At 59.1% G+C, this 23652-nt stretch carries 22 protein-coding genes; 18 read left to right on the top strand and 4 right to left on the bottom strand.

The genetic code is table 11. The features are described 5' to 3' along the window. Positions 1-90 precede the first annotated feature (90 nt). The 4 genes from rpoN to lptC form a co-directional block, all read right to left on the bottom strand. Positions 91-1641 carry an RNA polymerase factor sigma-54 gene (gene rpoN, locus J5276_RS13145; protein ID WP_112154797.1) on the bottom strand — a complete coding sequence of 517 codons (1551 nt, stop codon included), beginning with the start codon at positions 1639-1641 and terminating at the stop codon, positions 91-93. A 153-nt stretch (positions 1642-1794) separates the two neighbouring features. Further along, positions 1795-2604, bottom strand: coding sequence for an LPS export ABC transporter ATP-binding protein (gene lptB / locus J5276_RS13140; protein ID WP_003514762.1), 810 nt, complete (start codon positions 2602-2604; stop codon positions 1795-1797). 9 nt (positions 2605-2613) lie between these two features. Further along, complete coding sequence (locus J5276_RS13135) at positions 2614-3180, bottom strand: LptA/OstA family protein (RefSeq protein WP_003514763.1); 567 nt, start codon at positions 3178-3180, stop codon at positions 2614-2616. 13 nt (positions 3181-3193) lie between these two features. Then, the gene (lptC, locus tag J5276_RS13130; RefSeq protein WP_003514764.1) at positions 3194-3859 is read right to left on the bottom strand and encodes an LPS export ABC transporter periplasmic protein LptC; all 666 of its coding nucleotides are present in this window, start codon (positions 3857-3859) and stop codon (positions 3194-3196) included. Positions 3860-4108: 249 nt separating this feature from the next. Between lptC and sppA the strand changes: the two genes are divergently transcribed. The 18 genes from sppA (at position 4109) to J5276_RS13040 (ending at position 23631) form a co-directional block, all read left to right on the top strand. Beyond that, the gene (gene sppA, locus J5276_RS13125) at positions 4109-5062 is read left to right on the top strand and encodes a signal peptide peptidase SppA (RefSeq protein WP_013635364.1); all 954 of its coding nucleotides are present in this window, start codon (positions 4109-4111) and stop codon (positions 5060-5062) included. Positions 5063-5064: 2 nt separating this feature from the next. Beyond that, positions 5065-5391: an integration host factor subunit beta gene (locus J5276_RS13120; RefSeq protein ID WP_219256707.1), complete on the top strand. Its 327-nt coding sequence runs from the start codon at positions 5065-5067 to the stop codon at positions 5389-5391. Positions 5392-5455: 64 nt separating this feature from the next. Next, positions 5456-5797, top strand: a complete 342-nt coding sequence (locus J5276_RS13115; RefSeq protein ID WP_003514766.1) for a LapA family protein — start codon at positions 5456-5458, stop codon at positions 5795-5797. Between the two features lie 93 nt (positions 5798-5890). Next, positions 5891-7024: a class I SAM-dependent methyltransferase gene (locus J5276_RS13110; RefSeq protein ID WP_038489658.1), complete on the top strand. Its 1134-nt coding sequence runs from the start codon at positions 5891-5893 to the stop codon at positions 7022-7024. Then, the gene (locus tag J5276_RS13105; RefSeq protein ID WP_003514768.1) at positions 7021-7881 is read left to right on the top strand and encodes an RNA methyltransferase; all 861 of its coding nucleotides are present in this window, start codon (positions 7021-7023) and stop codon (positions 7879-7881) included. The genes J5276_RS13110 and J5276_RS13105 overlap by 4 nt, the downstream gene beginning before the upstream one ends. After that, the gene (gene lspA / locus J5276_RS13100) at positions 7881-8369 is read left to right on the top strand and encodes a signal peptidase II (protein WP_003514769.1); all 489 of its coding nucleotides are present in this window, start codon (positions 7881-7883) and stop codon (positions 8367-8369) included. Before J5276_RS13105 ends, lspA begins: the two co-directional genes overlap by 1 nt. 55 nt (positions 8370-8424) lie before the next feature. Further along, the gene (locus J5276_RS13095) at positions 8425-10656 is read left to right on the top strand and encodes a hybrid sensor histidine kinase/response regulator (RefSeq protein WP_112154796.1); all 2232 of its coding nucleotides are present in this window, start codon (positions 8425-8427) and stop codon (positions 10654-10656) included. A 96-nt stretch (positions 10657-10752) separates the two neighbouring features. Then, positions 10753-11634 (top strand): GNAT family N-acetyltransferase, encoded by an 882-nt coding sequence (locus J5276_RS13090; RefSeq protein WP_003514771.1) that lies wholly within the window; start codon positions 10753-10755, stop codon positions 11632-11634. Positions 11635-11761: 127 nt separating this feature from the next. Next, complete coding sequence (gene mutS / locus J5276_RS13085; RefSeq protein WP_162632884.1) at positions 11762-14476, top strand: DNA mismatch repair protein MutS; 2715 nt, start codon at positions 11762-11764, stop codon at positions 14474-14476. 95 nt (positions 14477-14571) lie between these two features. Continuing rightward, complete coding sequence (locus J5276_RS13080) at positions 14572-17400, top strand: [protein-PII] uridylyltransferase (RefSeq protein ID WP_003514778.1); 2829 nt, start codon at positions 14572-14574, stop codon at positions 17398-17400. Between the two features lie 7 nt (positions 17401-17407). Next, the gene (gene murJ, locus J5276_RS13075; RefSeq protein WP_112154795.1) at positions 17408-18997 is read left to right on the top strand and encodes a murein biosynthesis integral membrane protein MurJ; all 1590 of its coding nucleotides are present in this window, start codon (positions 17408-17410) and stop codon (positions 18995-18997) included. Continuing rightward, on the top strand, positions 18997-19401 hold the full coding sequence (locus J5276_RS13070) for a VOC family protein (RefSeq protein WP_019564425.1): 405 nt from the start codon (positions 18997-18999) through the stop codon (positions 19399-19401). The genes murJ and J5276_RS13070 overlap by 1 nt, the downstream gene beginning before the upstream one ends. A gap of 103 nt (positions 19402-19504) precedes the next feature. Next, on the top strand, positions 19505-20569 hold the full coding sequence (trpS, locus tag J5276_RS13065) for a tryptophan--tRNA ligase (RefSeq protein ID WP_003514781.1): 1065 nt from the start codon (positions 19505-19507) through the stop codon (positions 20567-20569). A 115-nt stretch (positions 20570-20684) separates the two neighbouring features. Beyond that, on the top strand, positions 20685-21176 hold the full coding sequence (locus J5276_RS13060) for a universal stress protein (protein WP_003514782.1): 492 nt from the start codon (positions 20685-20687) through the stop codon (positions 21174-21176). Between the two features lie 169 nt (positions 21177-21345). Next, positions 21346-21909 (top strand): NifU family protein, encoded by a 564-nt coding sequence (locus J5276_RS13055; RefSeq protein WP_003514783.1) that lies wholly within the window; start codon positions 21346-21348, stop codon positions 21907-21909. Between the two features lie 21 nt (positions 21910-21930). Beyond that, entirely contained in the window at positions 21931-22599 is a 669-nt protein-coding gene (gene tsaB / locus J5276_RS13050; RefSeq protein WP_013635371.1) for a tRNA (adenosine(37)-N6)-threonylcarbamoyltransferase complex dimerization subunit type 1 TsaB, read from the top strand. A gap of 39 nt (positions 22600-22638) precedes the next feature. Beyond that, the gene (locus tag J5276_RS13045) at positions 22639-23133 is read left to right on the top strand and encodes a GNAT family N-acetyltransferase (RefSeq protein ID WP_003514785.1); all 495 of its coding nucleotides are present in this window, start codon (positions 22639-22641) and stop codon (positions 23131-23133) included. A 69-nt stretch (positions 23134-23202) separates the two neighbouring features. Continuing rightward, positions 23203-23631, top strand: a complete 429-nt coding sequence (locus J5276_RS13040) for a Fur family transcriptional regulator (RefSeq protein ID WP_003514787.1) — start codon at positions 23203-23205, stop codon at positions 23629-23631. The last annotated feature ends 21 nt before the right edge of the window (positions 23632-23652 follow it).

The raw sequence follows: 23652 nt of genomic DNA, 5'->3' as shown, positions 1-23652 counted from the left end.
GCTTACGTGTGCGGCGGGCTTCTAGCCCTTGCCGTAGCAAGAGTCAATGGTGCGGCTGGAAAGCCCTGAAAACGTGACCAGCGCCACCGCTCAGAACGCCGACAGTCTGGCCAGGGCCTTCTTCTCGCGCCGTCTCTGAACGGAGGATGGGATGTTCATCGCCTCGCGATATTTGGCCACGGTCCGGCGGGCAAGATCGATACCGCTCTTTTTCAGATTATCGACGATATCGTCGTCGGAAAGCACTGCGTCGGCGGCCTCCTGCGCGATCATCGCCTTGATGCGATGACGCACCGCTTCTGCCGAATGGCTGTCACCGCCTTCCACCGAGCTGATGGAGACACTGAAGAAATATTTCAGCTCAAACAGGCCGCGCGGCGTCAGCATGTATTTTTTCGACGTCACCCGGCTGACGGTGGATTCGTGCATCTTGATGGCGTCGGCCACCGTCTTGAGGTTCAGCGGGCGAAGGTGGTCCACGCCATTGACGAGAAAGGCGTCCTGCTGGCGCACGATTTCGGTCGCTACCTTCATGATCGTTCTGGCGCGCTGGTCGAGGCTGCGGGTCAGCCAATGGGCCGTCTGCATGCATTCGGAAAGGAAATCCTGATCCTCTCCCTCGCGCGACTTGTGCCTTGAAACCTCTGCGAAATAGGTCTGGTTGATGAGCACGCGCGGCAGGGTCTCGGGGTTGATTTCCACAAGCCAGCCGCCGGCAGAGGAGGGGCGAATGATTATATCAGGAACGATTGTCTCGGAAACGGTCGAATCGTAACCAGCGCCCGGACGCGGATTGAGCGTGCGGATTTCCGCCAGCATGTCGAGAAGGTCTTCCTCATCCACACCGCAGAGTTTTTTTAGAGAAGCGAAATCCCGTTTCGCCAGAAGCTCCAGATTGTCGATAAAAGCCCGCATTGCCGGATCAAGCCTGTCCTTCTGGGCAAGCTGGATCGCCAGACATTCGCTCAGCGAGCGGGAAAACACGCCGGGAGGATCAAAGCCCTGAAGCTTCTCCAGAATGCGCTCCACTGCCGAAGGCGCCGCCCCAAGCCGTTCAGCGACGTCTTCGACGGCATCTACGGCGATATATCCGGTCTCGTCGAGCTGGCCGATCAGCGCATCGGCAATCATCCTGTCTTCCACAGAGGATATGGCGAGAGGCAATTGCTGATTGAGATGGTCGCTGAGGGTCTGTTTCGCGGCAACGAAGTCGTCGAGATCGTAACTCTCGCCTGACTCCTGCCCGGGCATGGATTTCCACTGCCCCGCCAGTTCGGGTGCGTCGGGCTTTCTGGGTTCGGTATCGTCAGGAAAGACATTTTCGAAGCTGGTGTCGAGCTGTTCGCCGAGATTTGCCGCGCGATCGCCGTACCAGTCGTCGCTGTCGGCCGTTACCGGCGCGGACTTGTCGGACCCTTCGCTGTCGGCATCGCCGAAATTCTCCGCATCAACAGGGCTATCGCTGCTCAAATCGCCGTCGTTTGCCGCAATTTCAAGCAAAGGATTGCGCTCCACCTCCTGCGCGATGAACTGCGTCAGTTCGAAATGCGTCATCTGAAGCAGCTGGATGGACTGCATCAGTTGCGGTGTCATCACGAGAGACTGGTTTTGACGCAGCAAAAGGCTGGCAGATAATGCCATGGCGGACGCGAAACTCCCCTTACAGCTTCTTCGTCGCCACAAATTTCATAAATTTTGCGCTGGCAACGAAACTTGGCCCAAAAATTGCTTTTTTATTATGTTTGGTCAAGCGTCACTGCGGGGCGCGATGAAGAATCTTTCGCGCCCGGGAGCTTAAAGGCTAAAATTATTGCCGAGATAGAGCCGGCGCACATCCGGATTGTTGACGATATCGTCTGCACGGCCATGGGTGAGAACCTCACCGGCATGGATGATATAGGCGCGGTCAATGAGGCCGAGCGTTTCGCGGACATTGTGGTCAGTGATGAGAACGCCGATCCCGCGCGCGGTCAAATGTCTGACAAGGTTCTGAATGTCGCTGACGGAGATCGGATCGACGCCGGCAAAAGGTTCGTCCAGAAGCATGAAGGTCGGATCGGTCGCCAGAGCACGGGCGATTTCCAGACGGCGACGTTCGCCGCCCGACAGCGCGACAGCGGGCGATTTGCGCAGCTGCGCAATGTGGAACTCTTCCAGCAACTCATCGAGCTTGCGGCTGCGCTTGGCGCTGTCAGGTTCGTGCACTTCCAGCACGGCGCGGATGTTTTCCTCGACTGTCAGTCCACGGAAGATGGAGGCTTCCTGTGGCAGATAGCCGACACCGAGGCGGGCACGCCTGTACATCGGCATGGTGGTGACGTCGTTGCCGTTGATGGCGATCTTGCCGCTATCGACGGGTACAAGGCCCGTGATCATGTAGAAACAGGTGGTTTTGCCTGCGCCGTTCGGGCCAAGCAGCCCCACGGCTTCACCGCGGCGCACGACCAGCGAGACGCCGTTGACGACGCGCCGTGTATTGTAGGTCTTCGTCAGACCATGCGCGATCAGGGTGCCGTCATAGCGAGCCTTGTCGGCCTGCGACGCAGCGTCCACAGGTCGGTCGCGCCCACCGCCAAATATTTTTGAGATCGAGGCTATCTTCACGAGGTGAGACTACTGTTTCTTCTGCTGCGATTTCGGATCGAGCATGATCCGGACAGGGCCGCCGCAGCTTTCAAGCTTTGCCTGCCCCGAATTCATCAGAACAGTGAGCTTGCAGCCGGTGAAGACATTCGCGCCCTCGGACAGCACAACCTGCTTGCCGGTCAGAATGAAGGTCTGCGCCGCCATGTCGAATTCGCCGTGATCGGCCGTGGCCTTCTGCGTCTCGGACGTCAGGTAGACGTTATTGTCGACGAAGATTTTTTCGATGTTGGCGTCACCGCTGGTGAGCGAGGAACCTTCACCCTTGTAATTGACCGTCATCTTGCCGGCCTGAAGGGTGGTGGTGCCCTGCACAACTTTCACGTTACCGGTGAAATAGGCCTTGCGCTCCTGATCCCGAATTTCGAGCTGATCGCTTTCGATAGCGATCGGCTGGTCGCCGGAGAGCTTGACGCCTGTCATGTTGCTGGTGGTGTTCTGAGCGAAAGCCACGGTTGCAAGACAGGAAAAAGCAAAAGCTGCGGCTGTAACGCCTGCGGATTTGCCAAGGGAAACGGGACGGGAAATTTGCATCATCTGGACCGGGCTCTCACTTGCCTTCATTCTTGATATTGGATGCAGCGATACGTGCGCGTACCTGCCCCGAAAATGTAATAGTCTTGCCATTATCCGCGATATCAATCGATTGCGCAACAATGGCGCCGTCGTTTGTTTTGATCGAAACCGGCTCTTTGCTGCTCATTTTTCCAGCCTTCAGATCGACATCCGCAGATTGGAACTTCGCTTGTATGCCATTGCTGAGATTGATGTCAAAAGGGGCGGTCATCTTGAGCGTGTTGGTGGCCCGGTCGAAAATGCCTTCCTTGGCGATCACCTGGGCGACGCTGTCGTTCACAGGCACCGCGGCCAGAACCCTTTCGAGCGTCATGAGGTTGGGGTTGGCGATATCCTGCAACGCACGGTCTGCGTTCATGGAGTAGTCGATCCCCTTCTCGTTGCGGCCCGCAACGGCCGGCTTTTCCATCACGATCTTGCCGTCTTCGATCCTTGCGCTTTCAAGCGAAACCTCTTCGGGCGCCCAGGTGCGAATGAGCGAAACGGCGACGAAGGCAAACGAGATGATCGCCGCACCGAGCGGCAGAATGATTTTCAGCCGCTTCACGCGCGCGGAATGCCTCAGCGCGCGCTCGTAAGCGCCGTTCTGGTCATTGGGCAGCGGAAACGCTGGCGCGGGTTGGCGGAGTCTTTCGAGCATAAGAGTGGGTCCGGAAAACTTCCTGGGCGCCACTTTGGCGCGCAACTGAAGCTTATATGTTTATCTTGATGTCTTTGGCATGAGTGCTTTGTCCTGCCAATATGGTTTTTGTCTGGAAAGGTGCAAGGGAAATGCGAATTTAATCGTAATTCTGGTTTCCTTATTGTTTCCTTGCGGCTTCGCGCTAGAAGAACCATATGGCCATGACGCTTACATTACGCTTCAAATGCCGGAAGGCAGGGGTTTTCGATGGATAATATGGCGATAGCGGATCGCAGACGATTGCGCCGCAAGCTGACTTTCTGGCGGATTGCCGCTGTTTTTCTGTTTGTCGCCGGCATTTTCGGCCTCTACCGGTTTTTATGGGCCACCCCGCAGCAAAGCGAGAGACCCCATATTGCCCGTGTCCAGATCTCCGGGCTGATCCAGGACAATACCGAACTTCTGGAGCGGCTGGACAAGATTGCCAAGAGTGACAATGTCAAAGGGCTGATCGTGTCGATTTCATCGCCCGGTGGCACCACCTATGGCGGCGAGCGCATCTTCAAGGCCATTCGCGGCGTTGCGGAAAAGAAGCCGGTGGTGTCCGATGTCCGCACGCTTGCCGCCTCCGCTGGATATATGATCGCATCTGCAGGTGACGTCATCGTCGCTGGCGAAACCTCGATCACCGGCTCTATCGGCGTGATCTTTCAATATCCCCAGATCGGCCAGCTGATGGATAAGCTCGGCGTCTCGCTGCAGGAAATAAAGTCCTCTCCGATGAAGGCGGAGCCTTCGCCGTTCCATGAGGCGCCCGAAGAGGCGAAGACGATGATCCGTTCCATGGTGATGGACAGCTACGGCTGGTTCGTCGATCTTGTGGCCGATCGCCGCAAATTGCCGCGCGAGGATGTGTTGAAACTGGCGGACGGATCGATTTTCACGGGCAGACAGGCGCTCGCCAACAAGCTGGTCGACACGCTTGGCGGCGAAAAGGAAATTCGCGGCTATTTCGAAACGCGCGGTGTTGCCAAGGATCTGCCGATCGTGGAATGGCGCGCACCGTCTTCCAGTTCGCCTTTTTCGCTTTTCAGTGTTGCTCAAATAGCGAAGCTTCTGGGATATGACGATTTAATCCCGTTTGCGGGCTCCGGTCAGCTCGGTGCGGACAAGTTGTTTCTTGACGGTCTTGTTTCCGTTTGGCAGGTTGAGCCGCATTAAAAATCCAATTCTTTCAGGGGGCAACCGTGATCAAGTCTGAACTGGTGCAGATCGTTGCTGCGCGTAACCCGCACCTTTATCACCGTGACGTGGAAAATATCGTCAATGCGGTGCTGGATGAAATCACCGATGCCTTGGCAGCGGGAAATCGTGTCGAGCTTCGTGGTTTCGGCGCATTTTCGGTGAAGAACCGTCCTTCGCGATCCGGTCGGAACCCGCGCACGGGTGAATCGGTTTTCGTTGAGGAAAAATGGGTGCCTTTCTTCAAGACGGGCAAGGAACTGCGTGAGCGCCTGAACCCCGGTATGGGTGACGAAGAGGACGATTGATCGTTCTCACCGCCGCCCCGGAAACGGAGCCGAGGGAATGCACGCCGCGATGGAGTAATGTCGGATGTCGAAAAAAATCATCAACCTCATCATCCTGCTTCCGCTGGCGATTATCCTCGTCATCCTGTGCGTGGCCAATCGTCAGTCCGTGACGCTCGCGCTCAATCCGTTCCGGCCGGAGGATGGTGTACTTTCCTTCACCGCGCCGTTTTTCGTGTTCCTGTTTCTGGCCGTCATTTTCGGTGTGCTTCTGGGATCTTCCGCCACATGGTTTGCGCAGGGCAAGCATCGCAAGCGCGCCCGGATCGAGGCGAAGGAAGCCGTTCGCTGGCATGACGAGGCGAACCGGCACAAAGCGGCAACAGCCGCGCAGCTTCCGAATGCGGGCCAGCTCCCGGCAAAGTGATGGTGCCGACATTCGTTGCGGCTCTAGTCGAGCGACGCTTGGAATGCTATTTGCTGGCGCGATAAGACGCGGGCAGAAGCGGAAAGATTTCCATTGAAGAAAAAAGACAGCCGGCCGGGCAATCGCGTGCGTGCCGGGAGCGAGAAAAAACAGGTTCATGCCGCAAAGCCGGCACGGCGAATGGATGCGGCACCGAAAAAGCGCGAGCCGGACGCGGTGCGCAGCGCGCCCAAATCTGCGCCGAGGGAAAAGATAGCCCCAGTACCGGCCGTTGAGCAGGTGCCTGCGCGGCCCCTCAAGCATCGCACCGGCGAACGTCCCGCAGAACAGGTTCCGGTTATTCTGGAATCGAGTGGCGCGGGTGATTTTCATCTCATCGACAGCGGCAATGGCCTGAAGCTTGAACAATACGGCGAATATCGCGTCGTCCGTCCCGAGGCGCAGGCTCTCTGGCAACCGTCGGTTCCCGACCGCGTATGGCAGAATGCCGACGCCATTTTTACCGGCGACACGGATGAAGACGGCATGGGCCGTTGGCGTTTTCCAAAGGCAGCACTTGGCGAAACCTGGCCCCTGTCGCTGCTCGGCGTCGAGTTTCTCGGCCGTTTCACGGCCTTCCGGCATGTCGGCGTCTTCCCGGAGCAGATTGTCCACTGGGAATGGCTGAAAAATGCCGTTGAAACGGCTGACCGGCCGCTGAAAGTCCTGAACCTGTTTGGTTACACCGGCGTCGCTTCTTTGGTCGCCGCTGCTGCAGGCGCTGAAGTGACCCATGTCGACGCCTCCAAGAAAGCTATCGGCTGGGCAAAGGAGAACCAGGCGCTTGCCGGGCTCGAACAGGCGCCGATCCGCTGGATTTGCGAAGACGCGATGAAGTTCATCCAGCGCGAGGAGCGTCGCGGCAGCACCTACGACATCATTCTCACCGACCCGCCGAAATTCGGCCGCGGCACCCATGGTGAAATCTGGCAATTGTTCGACCATCTTCCGTTGATGCTCGATATCTGCCGGGAAATCCTGTCGCCCAAAGCGCTCGGTCTGGTGTTGACGGCCTATTCTATCAGGGCCAGCTTCTATTCGATGCATGAATTGATGCGCGAAATCATGCGCGGCGCCGGTGGCGTCGTTGCGTCCGGCGAGCTCGTCATTCGCGAGGCCGGGCTTGATGGCAAGACGCCGGGCCGGGTGCTTTCCACATCGCTGTTCAGCCGCTGGGAGCCGAAATGACGAACGACATGCGCGAAAACACGACGCGCCGGGTTGGCCAGGTCAAGGAAGTCACCAGCCTTGCCAATCCCATCATCAAGGATATCAAGGCGCTTACCCAGAAAAAGGGCAGGGAAGAGACCGGCACCTTCATGGCGGAAGGCCTGAAGCTGGTTATCGACGCGCTCGAACTGGGCTGGACCATCCGTACCCTGGTTTACGCCAAGGCGGCCAAGGGCAAGCCGCTGGTGGAGCAGGCGGCCGTAAAGACGGTCGCTTCCGGCGGGCTGGTGCTCGAAGTCAGCGAAAAAGTCATCGCCTCGATCACCCGACGCGACAATCCGCAAATGGTCGTTGGCATCTTTGACCAGAGATGGAAGCCATTGAAGGATATCCGTCCGGAAAAAGGCGAGACCTATATCGCGCTCGATCGGGTGCGTGATCCCGGCAATCTCGGCACCATCATCCGCACGGCGGATGCGGCGGGTGCCTCAGGCGTCATTCTGGTCGGCGATTGCACCGATCCGTTTTCGCTGGAAACGGTGCGTGCGACCATGGGTTCGGTCTTCGCTACGCCGGTTGCCCGCGCCTCGGTTGAGGAATTCCTCTCATGGAAAAAATCAGCCAATGTCAGTGTCGTTGCCACCCATCTTGCCGGGTCGGTGGACTATCGAAAAATCGATTACGCCGGAAAGCCCGTCGTGCTTTTGATGGGTAACGAACAATCCGGCCTGCCGCCTGAACTGGCCGGCAAGGCCGACCAACTGGCGCGCATTCCACAACAGGGCCGTGCCGATAGTCTCAATCTCGCCATCGCAACCGCTGTCATGCTTTTCGAGGCGCGGCGACATCTCCTCGAACTGGCACCGGTGAAGTAATGGCCAAAGCGGCGTTGTTTTCGAAATTCGGCCCGGCTTTCGCGCTTATCGTTGCTGCCCTTGTGCTGGACCAAGTCGTCAAGCAACTGGTCGAGACCTATCTGCCGTTGCAGGAGATGGTGCCGGTCATTCCGTTCCTGGCGCTTTACCGCACCTATAATCTCGGTGTGGCGTTTTCGATGCTGGCGGACATGCACGGCTGGTTCATCGTCAGCATGCGGCTCGTCATCGTGGTCTTCGTTCTGTGGCTCTGGCGCAAGACGGCGGCGGATCGGACTTTTGCCCATCTTGGCTTCGCCTTCATCATCGCTGGAGCGGCTGGCAATCTTCTCGACCGCTTTTTCTACGGTCACGTCATCGACTACATCCTGTTCCACACCGATACATGGTCGTTCGCGGTCTTCAATCTGGCCGACACTTTCATAACAATCGGTGCCGGTTGCGTCATTCTCGATGAGTTTCTGCACGCCCGGGCGGCTAAAAAGTAAAATTTTAGCGTTTGAGCCAAACATATCAAAACCGCTGCCGTGGTAGCGGTTGTGCATGAGCGAACTGGCACGACTGCGGGAAAAAGTTTCAGATGGCCTCGCCGCCACCCCGGCGCAGCCGGCTGATCGCGTCGACACGACATCTCACCATGGCGGTGCGAAGCGCGGGATAGATGCCAGATCGATCACGCTATACGTTGCCGCGTCATTGTCGGTGGGTGCCTTCTCCGCGGCCTTGATCGCGCTTGCGGTGCCTTATGCGGTCACCGTCGCCTTGGCAGCCTTCTTCGGTGCGGTGCTGGTCGGTCTCCTGTCCTACGCCATGTTCGGCAAATCCTTCCAGTATACCGGCAAACTATATGCAGATGATTTGGATGTACGGCTACGCCAAACTCAAAACCGATCGCTGATTGCCGAGATCCAGGAGGCCATGGGCGATATCATAGTCATCCGCAATATGGATCGGCGCATCGTCGAGGCGAATGCGGTTTTTCGTGAAGTGACGGGCTGCTCGGCACCCGAAGGGCTGAGCTGTGAGGAAATCGGCATCGCTTTCCGGCCAGGCGACAAGGCCCACACTTATGATGTGGAAATCGCGACCCCGTTCGGTCAGCGCATTTTCTCCTGGCACGATGTCGTCACCCGCGATCTGGCAAGCAGTCGTCTTCTCATCAGCAGCATCGCGAGAGATGTCACCGAGGAGCGGCTGGCACTCGGCGAGCGGGAAAACGCCCGTTTACGCGCGGAAAAGGCCGATGCCGAAAAGGCAAGGCTGCTGGCAACTGTTAGCCACGAGATCCGCCTGCCGCTTTCCGGCATGCTCGGCATGAACCATCTTCTGTCGCAGACGAAGCTCAATGAAGAGCAACGTAATTATCTCGACGGCATGAAGCAGTCCGGTCAGTCGCTGGTACAGTTGGTCGAGGACCTGCTGGATTATTCGACCATGGAGGCGGGCCGTTTCAAACTCAATCCGCGTGCGGAAAACCTGCGCCGGCTGATCGAGAGCATTGTCGAGATGCTGGCGCATCGCGCCCACGAAAAGGGCATCGAAATCACCTCCTTCGTCACGCCGGATGTGCCTGATTATCTGGATTTCGATCCGGCAAGGCTGCGTCAGGTTCTGTTCAACCTCCTCGGCAATGCCGTCAAATTCACGCAGGTGGGCGGGGTCGTCATCCGGGCGCGCATGGTTGAAGGCGAATTGCATATCACCGTCGAGGACACCGGCCCCGGCATGAGCCAAGCGGAACAAGCCCGTATCTTTGGCGAATTCGAACAGGCAGGCCCGATGTCGCAGCAAAGTGGGGGAACAGGGCTTGGGCTCGCTATTTCCGCCCGCATCGTCCGGGAATTCGGCGGCAGCCTGACGGTCTTCAGCCGCAAGGGTGAGGGCAGCACCTTCAAGCTGGCATTCCGTCCGGGCAGTTCGTCCACCGGCACGCCGGACCCGGACCGGCACCATTGCCTGCAGCATACCAATGTCCTGCTGGTCGCGCCGAGGGGCGTGGCAGCGACGGTGACGATGGAGGCGATCGAAGCTTTCGGCGGTAAATGCGCTCTTATCCACGAACCGGAGGATTTTGAAAGGCTGCACGGTACAGTTGCCGATCTCACCGATATCATTGTCGACAGGCGTATTTCGCCTCTGTTCAGAGACGCGCTAAGGGATTGGCCGCAACAGAATGTCCGCCGCACGTTGCTGGTCAGTCCCGAAGAGCGGGCGTCGACCATGCATGTGTCCTTCGACGCCTGGTTGATCCGGCCGCTGCGCGAAAAGTCCCTGATTGACGTCCTCTGCGGCCGTCTGCGCGGCATAGAACGGCGCGACGCCATCAACGACAACCACCCGGATGTGGGGTTTTCGTCACGGGTGACGGAGGGGGTAAGCGGCATCGACATCCTCGTGGCCGAGGACGACGCCGTCAATGCGCGCATCATCCGGGCCGTTCTGGAAAAAAGCGGTTACATCGTGCGCGGTGTCGACGATTTTCAGGCCCTGCAGCAAGCCGTGGCGCCGGGCACAACCCGCCTGCCGCACCTCATCATATCCGATCTCAATATGCCGGGCGGCGAGGGGCTTGAGGTGCTGCCGGAGCTTCTCGGCACGCTGAAGGGTGGAAGAAATATTCCGCTCATCGTGCTCAGCGGCGATGCGAGCGTTGAAACCGCCGAAATCCTGCTGAATGCCGGTGCGGCCAAGGTTTTGACCAAGCCTGCCGACCCGAGACGACTCGTCGAGGAAATCCGCCGCTTGCTGGAGGCGAAACGCCTGTTTCCATCATGACTTGAGAGACTCGCAATGGCTGCATTTTGTCACTATTCTGTCGTCAATTAGTGATTTATGACAGGAAAAATCTTTTTGGTGGCGGAGCGATTCCCCATGGTTGCCGAAATCTACAGTCACGACATTTGTGAAAACAAAGTTGTTATTCATCCTCGTCCAGACACCGCTCAGGACAATGAGGGGCTTTTCGGCCGTATCGGCTCGCTGGAAACACGGCTCGCAAGAAACGAGCGGGAGATCGACGCGGCGCAGTCCGTTCGTTACCGGGTTTTCGTTGATGAAATGAAGGCGCGCCTTCCCGCAGACGCGATGCGCCGCAAGCGCGACATCGACGCCTGGGACAGTGTCTGCGACCATCTGCTCGTGCTCGACAAGGCGATTGAAGGCGACAGCGAGGACCAGATCGTCGGTACCTACCGTTTGTTACGTCAGGAAACTGCACTCGCCAATAACGGTTTTTATTCTGCAAGCGAATTCGACATCGCCGGGCTGGTAGCGCGCCATCCGGGCAAGCGCTTCATGGAGCTTGGCCGCTCCTGCGTGCTGCCGGAGTATCGCACCAAGCGCACGGTTGAGCTTTTGTGGCAGGGCAACTGGGCCTATGCCGTGAAACACCGCATGGATGCCATGATCGGTTGCGCTTCGTTCCCCGGCGTGCAGCCGGAAGCCCACGCGCTTGCTCTGTCCTTCCTGCATCACAATTGCGTTGCAAAGGGCGAGTGGGCGGCTTCCGCTCTTCCCGAGCTTTATCACGAGATGGACCTGGTACCGGCTGAGGCGCTGAACGCCCGCAAGGCGCTGAACGCCATGCCGCCGCTGATCAAGGGCTATATGCGTCTCGGCGCCATGTTCGGCTCCGGCGCCGTGGTGGACCATGCCTTCAACACGACAGATGTTCTCGTGGTCCTGCCGGTTTCCTCTATCGCCGGCCGCTACATCAGCTATTACGGCGGCGAGACCGAGCGCATCAACGGCTGACCGGTTTTAACTCGGATCTAGCGGGATGTTCCTGTGGGCAGCGGTGCCGTGTGTGTTGTCTTGGTGCGGCCATTGCCGCTAGTGTCGGCGCTCCCTTTCCGCAACACGATATGACATCGGCAAGCCATTGACGGACGTTTTGACCACCGCTTCCCTGATCTCGGAAGAGAGCCGCGCCACGGCCACTCCCATGATGGAGCAATATATCGAGATCAAGGCGAACAACCCCGGTTCGCTGCTGTTTTACCGCATGGGCGATTTTTACGAATTGTTCTTTGACGATGCGGTGGAAGCCTCGCGGTCGCTCGGCATCACGCTGACGAAACGCGGCCAGCATATGGGGCAGGATATTCCCATGTGCGGCGTTCCCGTTCACGCCGCCGATGATTATCTCCAGAAGCTCATCCTGCGCGGTTATCGCGTCGCCGTCTGCGAGCAGGTGGAGGACCCGGCCGAGGCGAAGAAGCGCGGATCGAAATCCGTGGTAAAACGCGATGTGGTGCGGCTTGTCACGCCCGGCACGCTCACCGAAGAAAAGCTGCTGTCGCCGACGGAATCCAACTATCTTATGGCGCTCGCTCGTATTCGCGGCAGTGCGGAGGCACAGTTTGCGCTTGCCTGGATTGATATTTCCACCGGCGTCTTCCGCTTGGCGGAAACCACGCTGACGCGGCTCCTCGCTGATATCTGGCGCATCGATCCACGTGAGCTGATCGTTGCCGACAGTCTGTTCCATGACGAAGAGCTGCGACCGGTTTTCGATATGCTTGGCCGTGTCGCCGTGCCGCAGCCGGCCATTCTGTTCGACAGCGCTACGGCGGAAGGGCGGATCGCGCGTTACTTCAACGTCTCGACCCTCGATGGTTTCGGCACATTTTCGCGCGTGGAGATGGCCGCTGCCGCTGCCGCGGTTGCCTATGTTGAAAAGACCCAGATTGCCGAGCGCCCGCCGCTTGGTGCGCCGGAACGCGAAAGCGCTGCCTCCACGCTGTTCATCGATCCCGCGACCCGCGCCAATCTGGAGTTGGTGAAGACGCTCTCGGGCGAAAGGGACGGATCGCTCCTGCATGCCCTCAACCGCACGGTCACGGGCGGCGGTGCGCGGCTTCTGGCCGAGCGGCTGATGTCTCCCTTGACCGATCCGGAAAGGGTTAATGCCCGTCTCGATGCGGTCGCCTATCTCATTGATGACGTCTCCCTTTGCGATGGCCTGCGCGATGCCTTGAAACAGGTTGCCGATATGCCGCGCGCGCTCTCCCGTCTTGCGCTGGAGCGCGGTGGCCCGCGCGATCTCGGGGCGATCAGGCAGGGCCTGGCGTCGGCCGAGAGAATTGCCGCCATTCTCGATCAGGGACTATTGCCGCAGGAGCTTGCTGCTGCACTTGCGGATCTGAAGGCTTTGCCGGGCGGGCTGGAAGCCATGCTTGGCTCGATGCTGGCCGACGATCTGCCGCTTTTGAAGCGTGATGGCGGTTTTCTGCGTGAGGGCGCCAATCCAGAACTCGACGACGTGCGCGCATTGCGTGACCAGTCGCGCCGGGTGATCGCCGGGCTGCAGCTGCAATATGCCGAGGAAACCGGCATCAAGTCGCTCAAGATCAAGCATAACAATGTGCTTGGTTACTTCATCGAGGTGACGGCGGGCAACGCCGATGTCATGATGGCGACGGATGAGGCGAAGGCGCGCTTCATTCACCGCCAGACCATGGCCGGCGCCATGCGCTTCACCACGACCGAACTTGCCGATCTCGAAAGCCGCATCGCCAATGCCGCGGCTGAGGCATTGACCATGGAGCTGGAAGCCTTCGAGCGCATGGTCGAGGCCGTGGTGCAGCAGGCGGAGGCGATCAAGGCGGGTGCGCTGGCGCTTGCGGTGATCGATGTCGCCTCAAGCCTTGCTTATCTCGCTACCGAACAGGCCTATTGCCGACCGATCGTCGATGCCTCCATGACCTTCGCGATCAAAGGCGGGCGCCATCCGGTGGTTGAACAGGCCCTGCGGCGTCAGTCGGCTGGGCCATTCATCGCCAATAATTGCGATCTGTCGGCTGCTGAGGGCGGCAAAAATGGTGCGATCTGGCTGCTGACCGGCCCTAATATGGGCGGTAAGTCGACTTTCCTGCGTCAGAATGCGCTCATCGCCATCCTCGCGCAGATCGGCTCCTTCGTTCCGGCAGAAGCCGCCCATATCGGCATCGTAGACCGGCTGTTTTCCCGCGTCGGCGCGTCCGACGATCTGGCGCGTGGCCGCTCGACCTTCATGGTGGAAATGGTGGAAACGGCCGCCATCCTCAATCAGGCGACGGATCGCTCGCTGGTCATTCTGGATGAGATCGGCCGTGGCACGGCAACCTTCGACGGCCTTTCGATCGCCTGGGCGGCGGTCGAGCATCTGCACGAGGTCAATCGTTGCCGTGGCCTCTTCGCCACGCATTTCCACGAACTGACGGTGCTGTCGGAAAAACTTGGTCGCCTTTCCAATGCCACGATGCGGGTGAAGGAATGGGAGGGTGACGTCATCTTCCTGCACGAGGTCGGACCGGGTGCTGCGGATCGTTCCTACGGTATTCAGGTGGCAAGGCTCGCCGGACTTCCGGCATCGGTGGTGGAGCGCGCCCGTGAGGTGCTGACGAAGCTCGAAGATGCCGATCGAAAGAACCCGGCCAGTCAGCTGATCGACGATCTTCCGCTGTTCCAGATCGCGGTTCGCCGTGAGGAAACCCGCAAGGCTGGACCATCGAAGGTGGAAGAAGCTTTGAAGGGGTTCAACCCGGACGAAATGACGCCGCGTGAGGCATTGGACGCGCTCTATGCGTTAAAGAAAGAACTTGGCAAGGCTTAAGAGGATAGACTGCCTGTCCATCGCCTTTGAAACTCGCTATAGGACAATCCCATCGCAAGCGGTGGCTTTCCCACAGGACATGGATAACGGCATAAATGGCCATCAAGGACCTGGATTTTTCCGAAATTCTCGATGTTTCGGCGCTGAAGCGCGAATGCGACATCATCTTCAAGAACGACGGCAAGCGCATCGCCGATGTCAGGTCAGACCTGCTGCCGATCTTTCGCAAGGCCAGCACGGAAGGCCGGGAAAAGGCTCGCGAACTGCTGAAATCCGACGGCAGCGGCATCGATTGCGCCCGACGTATCTCCTGGCTCCAGGACCGGCTGATCGAAATCCTCTATGATCTCGCCTGCCAATATGTCTATCCGAAAGACGCGCCGCAGATCGCCGTTGCAGCGGTGGGGGGTTACGGTCGCGGCACGCTGGCGCCGGGATCGGATATCGACCTTCTGTTCCTGCTGCCAGCCAAGAACACGCCGGATATGCACAAGGCCGTGGAGTTCGTGCTTTATCTGCTCTGGGATCTCGGCTTCAAGGTCGGCCACGCCACGCGCACGGTGGATGAGTGCGTTCGCCTTTCGAAATCCGATATGACCATCCGCACCGCCATTCTGGAAGTGCGGGCAATCTGCGGTAAAAAATCCCTGACCGATGATCTCGAAAAACGTTTCGAGTCGGAAGTTGTCACCGGCACCGGGCCGGAATTCATCGCCGCCAAGCTGGCCGAGCGTGACCAGCGTCACCGCAAGGCGGGCGATACGCGCTATCTGGTGGAGCCGAACGTCAAGGAAGGCAAGGGCGGCCTGCGCGACCTGCACACGCTGTTCTGGATCGCCAAATATTATTACCATGTCCGCGATACAGCCGATCTCGTCAAGCTTGGCGTCCTGTCTAAGCGCGAACTCAGGCTGTTCGAAAAGGCCGATGATTTTCTCTGGGCCGTCCGTTGCCAGATGCATTTCATCACCAACAAGGCGGAAGAGCGCCTTTCCTTCGACATTCAGCGCGAGATCGCCGATGCGCTGGGCTATCAGCCACGCCCCGGGCTTTCCGCCGTCGAACGTTTCATGAAGCATTACTTCCTGGTGGCGAAGGATGTGGGTGACCTGACCCGCATCGTCTGCGCCGCACTGGAGGACAGGCAGGCAAAGGACGTGCCGGGCCTGTCGGGTGTTCTCAGCCGCTTTGCCCACCGCGTCCGCAAAATTCCCGGTTCTGTTGAATTCGTTGAGGATCGCGGCCGCATCGCGCTGGCCAAGCCGGACGTGTTCAAAAACGATCCGGTCAATCTGATCCGGCTCTTTCATATCGCCGATATCAACAATCTCGAACTTCACCCGGATGCGCTGCGTGTCGTTACCCGGTCGCTGTCGCTGATCAATGACGGGCTTCGCGAGAACGAGGAGGCGAACCGGCTGTTTCTGGCGATCCTCACGTCGAGGCGTGATCCGGCGCTCACCTTGCGGCGCATGAACGAGGCTGGCGTCCTCGGCAAGTTCATTCCCGAATTCGGCAAGATCGTCGCGATGATGCAGTTCAACATGTATCATCACTATACGGTGGACGAGCATCTGATCCGCTCGGTCGGCGTACTGTCGGAGGTGGATAAGGGAACGGCTGTGGATGCCCATCCGCTTGCCAACCAGCTGATGCCGGGTGTCGAGGAGCGTGAGGCACTTTATGTGGCCGTTCTGCTGCACGATGTGGCCAAGGGCCGGCAGGAGGATCACTCGATTGCCGGCGCGCGCGTGGCCCGCAAGCTTTGCCAGCGTTTCCGGCTGACCGGCAAGCAGACCGAAATGGTCGTCTGGCTGATCGAGCAGCATCTTCTGATGTCCATGGTCGCCCAGACGCGCGACCTGCACGACCGCAAGACCATCACCGATTTCGCCGACAAGGTGCAATCCATGGAGCGGCTGAAGATGCTGCTTATCCTGACGGTCTGCGATATCCGCGCGGTCGGTCCGGGTGTCTGGAACGGCTGGAAGGGTCAGTTGCTCCGCTCGCTTTATTACGAGACCGAGCTGCTTCTCTCCGGTGGCTTTTCGGAAGTCTCACGTAAGGAAAGGGCGCATATTGCCCGTCAGGCGCTTTACGACGCGCTGGAAGACTGGGGCCAGAAGGCACGGCGCAAATACACCAAGCTGCACTATGAGCCCTATCTGCTGACGGTGGCGCTGGAAGATCAGGTGCGTCACACCCGCTTCATCCGCGAGGCCGACAAGCAGGAAAAAGCGCTGTCGACCATGGTGCGCACACATTCCTTCCACGCCATCACCGAAATCACCGTGCTGGCGCCCGACCATCCGCGCCTGCTGTCGATCATTACCGGCGCCTGCGCTGCGGCCGGCGCCAACATTGCCGACGCGCAAATCTTCACCACATCCGATGGGCGGGCGCTCGATACGATCCTGATCAACCGCGAATTTCCGATCGACGAAGACGAGACGCGGCGCGGCAACAATGTCGGCAAGCTGATCGAAGAGGTTCTGTCCGGTCGTCAGCGCCTGCCGGAAATGATTGCCACCCGCACCAAGAGCCGGAGGAAGAAAAGCGCCTTCACCATTCCGCCCTCCGTCATCATTTCCAACGGGCTTTCGAACAAGTTCACCGTTATCGAGGTCGAGTGCCTCGACCGGCCGGGGCTTCTGGCGGATATGACGGCTGTCATTGCCGATCTGTCGCTGGATATTCATTCCGCACGCATCACCACCTTCGGCGAGAAGGTCATCGACACATTCTACGTGACTGATCTCTTCGGTCAGAAGGTCACCAACGACAACCGGCAGGCCAGCATTGCCACGCGCCTGAAGGCCGTGATGAGCGAGCAGGAAGACGAATTGCGCGATCGCATGCCAAACGGCATCATCGCCCATCCCGATGTGGCGGCGCTGCCGGCCACGCGCACGGCAAAGGCTTGAAATTCCCATGAGCTTGATCGGAAAGTTCGCCACGGTCGGCACGGCCACGCTCGGAAGCCGTATCTTCGGGTTCCTCCGCGAGACGCTGATGGCCGCAGCCGTCGGTACCGGCCCGGTCGCCGATGCCTTCAATGCTGCCTTCCGGTTCCCGAACACCTTTCGGCGCCTTTTTGCCGAAGGCGCGTTCAACTCGGCCTTCGTGCCGCTTTTTGCCAAGGAAATCGAGGCGAACGGCATGGAGGGCGCAAGGCGCTTTTCCGAAGAAGTTTTCGGCGTTCTGTTCACCGTGCTTCTGGCTTTGACGATCCTGATGGAACTGTCGATGCCGTTCATCGTGCGCACCGTTATTGCGCCGGGCTTTCTGGAAGACCCGGTGAAATTCGACAACACCGTCCGTCTCGCAACCATCATGTTTCCCTATCTCGCCTGCATGTCGCTGGCGGCAATGATGGGCGGCATGCTGAATTCGCTGCACCGTTATTTCGCTGCCGCGATTGCACCAGTCTTCCTGAACATCATTCTGATTGCTGTTCTGATGCTGGCCTGGTGGAAGCATTACGACCCGCTTCAGGTGGGTTATGCCCTGTCCTGGGGTGTCATGGCGGCGGGTGTGGTGCAGCTTGGCATCGTCTGGATCGCCGTGCGCAATGCCGGCATGCGCATCGGTTTCCGCAGACCCCGGCTGACGAAGAATGTCCAGCGCCTGCTGGTCCTTGCTTTGCCGGCCGCTATCACCGGCGGCATCACCCAGATCAATCTCCTGATCAACACCAATATCGCGTCTGCCGGTGAGGGTGTGATCTCCTCGCTCGCCTATGCCGACCGGATTTACCAGCTGCCGCTCGGTGTCGTCGGCATCGCCGTTGCCACCGTGCTTTTGCCGGAGCTGGCGCGGGCTTTGCGTGGCGGACATATGGTCGAGGCGGGAAGCCTGCAAAACCGCTCGGTCGAATTCGTGCTGTTTTTGACATTGCCCGCTGCCGCTGCCCTTCTCGTCATGGCGGAACCCATCGTGCGCTTTCTGTACGAGCGCGGCAATTTCGCGCCTTCGGCCACCGTCACCGTCGCGCAGATCCTCGGTATTTATGGCCTCGGCCTGCCGGCTTTCGTGCTGATAAAGGCGTTCATTCCCGGCTTCTTTGCCCGCGAGGATACCCGCACGCCGATGATCTTCGCGGCGATTTCCGTTGTCGTGAATGTATCCCTCGCACTGACGCTATTCCCGCGTCTCGGAGGTCCGGGCATCGCCATTGCCGAGATCACCGCCGGCTGGGTCAATGCCGCCCTGTTGTTCGGCATGCTGTTGTGGCGGGGTCACTGGCATGTGGACATTCCGCTCCTCACCCGCATTCCGCGCTTGCTGCTGGCCGCCGCCCTTATGGCGGGCTTCGTTCACTATGCGCTGACCTATCTCAGCTTCGAGCTGTCCTCCGCCTCTTCCATTTTCGTCCGGGCCGGAACCATCATGGGCCTCGTGCTCTCCGCCATGCTCGTTTATTTCGTGCTGGCTTTCGTTTCGGGTGGTGCCGATCTCGGCATGGTCAAGAGAGCCATCAAAAAGCGCCGCAATAAGAATGCCCAGACGGAGACAAGCTGATGTCCTTCGCAGAAAACCGTCGCATCGCCCTCATCACACTCGTGGTGGACGATTATGACCGGGCAAAGACGTTTTATTGCGAGGTTCTGGGGTTTGACTGCCTTTCCGACCAACCTCTTGATGACGGCAAACGCTGGCTGGTGGTGAAGCCTCAAGGGACCGATGGCTGTGCCCTCTTGCTTGCCGAGGCGGATGGCGAAGCGCAGCGTCTTGCCATCGGCAACCAGACCGGCGGCCGTGTCGGGTTTTTCCTGCATACCGACGATTTCGGTCGTGACTACGAGACGATGCTTGCGCGCGGCGTGCGCTTTCTGGAAGAACCGCGCCATGAGGTTTATGGCTCCGTCGCGGTCTTTGCGGACCCTTATGGAAATCACTGGGATCTTCTTCAGCCACGCGGCTGACGCGCCTTGAAACCGCTTGATTGCGAGGGGCTGTAGGTGCATAAGCGCGCGTGCAATTCCAACCACGGGGCGGGGCCCTCCACAAGCCTTTTCGAGGACGACAATGAACGCATTCAAGCCGCTGGTTTTCTCGGGCGTCCAGCCGACCGGCAATCTGCATCTCGGCAATTATCTCGGGGCCATCCGCAAATTCGTGGCGTTGCAGGAAGATAACGACTGCATCTATTGCGTCGTCGACATGCACGCCATCACCGCCCAGCTCGTTCATTCGGACCTGAAGGCGCAGACCCGCTCGATCGCTGCCGCCTTCATTGCCGCAGGCATTGATCCGGTGAAGCATATCGTCTTCAACCAGTCGGCTGTGCCGCAGCACGCCGAACTCGCCTGGATCTTCAATTGCGTGGCGCGTATCGGCTGGATGGAGCGCATGACGCAGTTCAAGGACAAGTCCGGCAAGAATGCCGAGCAGGTGTCGCTTGGGCTGCTTGCCTATCCGAGCCTGATGGCTGCGGACATTCTCGTCTACCGCGCGACCCACGTTCCTGTCGGCGACGACCAGAAGCAGCATCTGGAACTGGCCCGCGACATCGCCCAGAAATTCAACATCGATTTCGGTGACCATATCCGCAACGCCGGTCTCGGGCTCGACATCACCGTGGGCAATGAGCCGGTGCATGCCTATTTCCCGATGGTGGAGCCGCTGATCGGCGGTCCGGCACCGCGGGTGATGTCGTTGAAGGACGGCACCAAGAAGATGTCGAAGTCCGATCCGTCGGATCTGTCGCGCATCAACCTCATGGACGATGTCGACGCCATTTCGAGAAAGATCAAGAAGGCGAAGACGGACCCGGATGCACTGCCGAGCGAAGTGGAAGGCCTGAAGGGCCGCCCGGAGGCCGAAAACCTAGTTGGTATCTATGCAGCACTGTCTGACAAGACGAAAGCGGAAGTTCTTTTAGAATTCGGCGGACAGCAGTTCTCGGCCTTCAAGCCGGCTCTCGTCGAGCTTGCCGTCAATGTGCTGGCTCCGGTCAACAACGAGATGCGCCGCCTTCTCGACGATCCCACCCACATCGATGCCATCCTCAAACAGGGTGGTGAGCGCGCGCGCGCGATCGCCGAAAACACGATGAACGAGGTGCGCGACATCATCGGGTTCCTGCGCTGACCACGTATCGCCTTGCGGATCACGGCGGGCGGTTTGCGCCTGCCGTGATTTGATATAATCTCCGCCCGAACCGTCGGGCGGTTTTTCGGATCGCGGCGGACACAGGGAGTGCGGAATGGTTTCAAAACGGCTGTCGCGTCTGGAAGGGCATCGTCGCAAATTTCTCGCTGTTATCGATGACACACCGGAATGCGAAAGGGCCGTGCATTATGCCGGTCGTCGCGCCAAGAACTCCAATGGCGGACTGGTTCTGCTTTACATGATACCGGAAGGCGATTTCCAGCAGTGGCTGGGCGTCGAGCAGATCATGCGGGCCGAGGCGCGAGAGGAGGCGGAAGCAACGCTTGCCAAGATCGCCCAGAAGGTCCGTGAGACCATCGGCATCGAGCCGGAAGCGGTGATCCGTGAAGGCGGCGCAACCGAACAGATCCACGGGCTCATCGAGGAAGATCGCGATATTGCCATTCTGGTTTTGGCGGCAGGATCAACGAAGGAAGGGCCGGGACCGCTCGTCTCCTCCATCTCAGGACGCGGTGCGGCCTTCCCCATCCCCGTCACCGTGCTACCGGATACGCTGACGGATGAGGAAATCGACGCCCTCTGCTGAACTTTGTTCGACCCCGAAAGGCAGGAACGGATTCGGGCAAGAATTTGGGGCTGACGATTTCTTGAATGTAATTATCATGTCAGGGCTTGAAGTAAGGCTTCGCCAGGCGTATTTTTTGGAAGAATTCTAAATTGCGGGGCGTGAACGGCGACCTCGAAGGAGACAGATAATGTTCATTCAGACGGAAGCCACGCCGAACCCCGCGACCCTCAAGTTCCTGCCGGGCAAGGTGGTGCTGGAAAGCGGCACGGCTGAGTTTCTCAACCCCGCGCAGGCGCAGGCCTCGCCGCTGGCAGAGCGCCTCTTCACCATTCCGGGTGTCACCGGCGTTTATTTCGGCTTCGATTTCATCACCGTAACCAAGGATGACGCCGAATGGCAGCATCTGAAGCCCGCCATTCTCGGTTCGATCATGGAGCATTTCATGTCTGGCCGCCCCATCATGGGCACTGCCATTGCGGCTGAAGTGTCGGATGAGGAAGGCGAGTTCTTTGAAGCGGGTGACGAAACCATCGTCGCCACCATCAAGGAACTGCTGGATACCCGCGTCCGCCCCGCCGTGGCGCAGGATGGTGGCGATATCACCTTCCGTGGTTTCCGCGACGGCACCGTGTTCCTGAACATGAAGGGCGCCTGCTCCGGTTGCCCGTCCTCCACCGCCACGCTGAAGCACGGCGTCCAGAACCTGCTTCGTCATTTCGTGCCGGAAGTGCGCGAAGTCGAAGCTGTATGACGTTATAAACCAGGCCGCGCCATGATTGTTCTCGCACTCGATACCTCAGGTGTGGACTGTTCCGCCTGCGTCTATGACAGCGCCTCCGACACGGTGCTTGGCGAGGTATGCGAAACCATCGGAAAAGGTCATGCCGAGCGGCTGATGGCTGTGATTGATGGTGCCCTGCAGCAGGCGCAGCTGCCGCTTCAGAAAGTCGGACGCATCGCGGTAACGATCGGACCGGGTTCCTTTACCGGCATTCGCGTCGGCGTTGCCGCCGCGCGTGGTTTTGCCCTGTCGCTCGGCATAGAGGCAGTCGGCGTAACCACGCTTGAGACGATCGCCTTGCATCATCTGCTGGAAAATCCCGGCCGGCCAGTGGCTGTCGGGCTCGACGCCAAACGGGGCGAAGCCTACCTCCAGACATTTGCAGAGGATGGATCGCCGCTCCTCGAGGCCGCGCTTTTGTCTCTGGAGGATGCCAAAACGGCTCTCTCCGGTTTCGATGGCGCCATTATCGGTTCCGCCGCACCCCTTTTTCAGGGTTTCGACACGGGGTCGGGTCCCGATCATTTTCCGATTTCCACTGTCGCGCGGGCGGGTGGACGCAAGCCGAAAGGCATGCCGAAACCCGCACCGCTTTACCTTCGCGGCCCGGATGCCCGGCCGCAGACGGGTTTTGCGCTGGCACGCCAGAGCGTTGCCTGATAGGTGGCACCCGTAAATGCGTGCGGATGATTCCTTGTTATGTTTGACGAATATCTAAGCTGGAAGCCCTATTTCGAGATCGTGCCGATGCAGCATGAGGATTGCGCCGGAGTGGCGGAATTGCATGCGCTGCGCTTTCCGCGCCCCTGGAATGACGGGGAGTTTTCCGGGCTGTTGACGCAAGGCTCGGTTTTCGGTGCCGTCGCGCGGCAGACGAACGCATTTTTCAGCAAACCGCTCGGTGGTTTCGTGCTTGCGCGCGAAGTGGCCGGCGAGGCGGAAATCCTGACCGTTGCGGTGGCCGACAAGTTCGCGCGCACCGGCCTCGGCTGGCGCCTGATGCAATCGGCCGTCCGTGAGGCGATGATGCGCGGTGCCGAAACGATGTTCCTGGAAGTGGACAGCAACAATGCCTCCGCCCTGGGACTTTATAAAAAGCTCGGCTTCAAAACGGTCGCTGAGCGCAAGGCCTACTACACCGCCAAGGATGGCGCGAAGTCGACGGCGCTTGTCATGCGCCGCGATCTTCGCTAGTTCCCTGCGACAGGCATTTTTCGGCGACAGCCCCGAAATTCAACCGGAATACTCAAAAGGCCAGAAGACGTGATAGACCTTTCGAAAACGCTGGAGGAACTTTGTGCCGAACGCGGCATGCGGATGACGGACCAGCGCCGTGTCATCGCCCGCGTGCTGCAGGAATCGGCAGACCATCCGGATGTCGAGGAGCTTTACCGCCGTTCCTCCGCCGTGGATCCGCGCATCTCGATTTCCACCGTTTACAGAACGGTGAAGCTGTTTGAGGACGCCGGCATCATCGAGCGTCATGATTTTCGCGATGGCCGCTCGCGTTACGAGACCGTGCCTGAGGAACATCACGATCATCTGATCGATCTGAAGAACAGTGTGGTCATCGAGTTTCATTCACCCGAGATCGAGGCGCTTCAGGAAAAGATCGCCAGGGAGCATGGCTTCAAGCTCGTTGATCACCGGCTCGAACTCTACGGTGTACCGTTGAAGCCTGGCGAACATTGAGACGCTGGTGAGCAAGCGCAC

This window comes from Agrobacterium sp. S7/73 (genome assembly GCF_019355535.1).
Lineage (GTDB): Bacteria > Pseudomonadota > Alphaproteobacteria > Rhizobiales > Rhizobiaceae > Agrobacterium > Agrobacterium tumefaciens.
The sequence above is the reverse complement of the archived record's forward strand: the minus strand, read 5'-3'. Positions and strand labels throughout refer to the sequence as shown.

Excerpts from the sequence above, each read along its gene's own strand:
- J5276_RS13055 (WP_003514783.1), top strand. The coding sequence starts at position 21,346 with ATGTTCATTCAGACGGAAGCCACGCCGAACCCCGCGACCCTCAAGTTC.
- trpS (WP_003514781.1), top strand. The coding sequence starts at position 19,505 with ATGAACGCATTCAAGCCGCTGGTTTTCTCGGGCGTCCAGCCGACCGGC.
- J5276_RS13060 (WP_003514782.1), top strand. The coding sequence starts at position 20,685 with ATGGTTTCAAAACGGCTGTCGCGTCTGGAAGGGCATCGTCGCAAATTT.
- J5276_RS13105 (WP_003514768.1), top strand. The coding sequence starts at position 7,021 with ATGACGAACGACATGCGCGAAAACACGACGCGCCGGGTTGGCCAGGTC.
- rpoN (WP_112154797.1), bottom strand. The coding sequence starts at position 1,641 with ATGGCATTATCTGCCAGCCTTTTGCTGCGTCAAAACCAGTCTCTCGTG.
- J5276_RS13115 (WP_003514766.1), top strand. The coding sequence starts at position 5,456 with ATGTCGAAAAAAATCATCAACCTCATCATCCTGCTTCCGCTGGCGATT.
- lspA (WP_003514769.1), top strand. The coding sequence starts at position 7,881 with ATGGCCAAAGCGGCGTTGTTTTCGAAATTCGGCCCGGCTTTCGCGCTT.
- lptC (WP_003514764.1), bottom strand. The coding sequence starts at position 3,859 with ATGCTCGAAAGACTCCGCCAACCCGCGCCAGCGTTTCCGCTGCCCAAT.
- murJ (WP_112154795.1), top strand. The coding sequence starts at position 17,408 with ATGAGCTTGATCGGAAAGTTCGCCACGGTCGGCACGGCCACGCTCGGA.
- J5276_RS13045 (WP_003514785.1), top strand. The coding sequence starts at position 22,639 with ATGTTTGACGAATATCTAAGCTGGAAGCCCTATTTCGAGATCGTGCCG.
- J5276_RS13095 (WP_112154796.1), top strand. The coding sequence starts at position 8,425 with ATGAGCGAACTGGCACGACTGCGGGAAAAAGTTTCAGATGGCCTCGCC.
- J5276_RS13080 (WP_003514778.1), top strand. The coding sequence starts at position 14,572 with ATGGCCATCAAGGACCTGGATTTTTCCGAAATTCTCGATGTTTCGGCG.
- sppA (WP_013635364.1), top strand. The coding sequence starts at position 4,109 with ATGGATAATATGGCGATAGCGGATCGCAGACGATTGCGCCGCAAGCTG.
- J5276_RS13070 (WP_019564425.1), top strand. The coding sequence starts at position 18,997 with ATGTCCTTCGCAGAAAACCGTCGCATCGCCCTCATCACACTCGTGGTG.
- J5276_RS13135 (WP_003514763.1), bottom strand. The coding sequence starts at position 3,180 with ATGATGCAAATTTCCCGTCCCGTTTCCCTTGGCAAATCCGCAGGCGTT.
- J5276_RS13090 (WP_003514771.1), top strand. The coding sequence starts at position 10,753 with ATGGTTGCCGAAATCTACAGTCACGACATTTGTGAAAACAAAGTTGTT.
- tsaB (WP_013635371.1), top strand. The coding sequence starts at position 21,931 with ATGATTGTTCTCGCACTCGATACCTCAGGTGTGGACTGTTCCGCCTGC.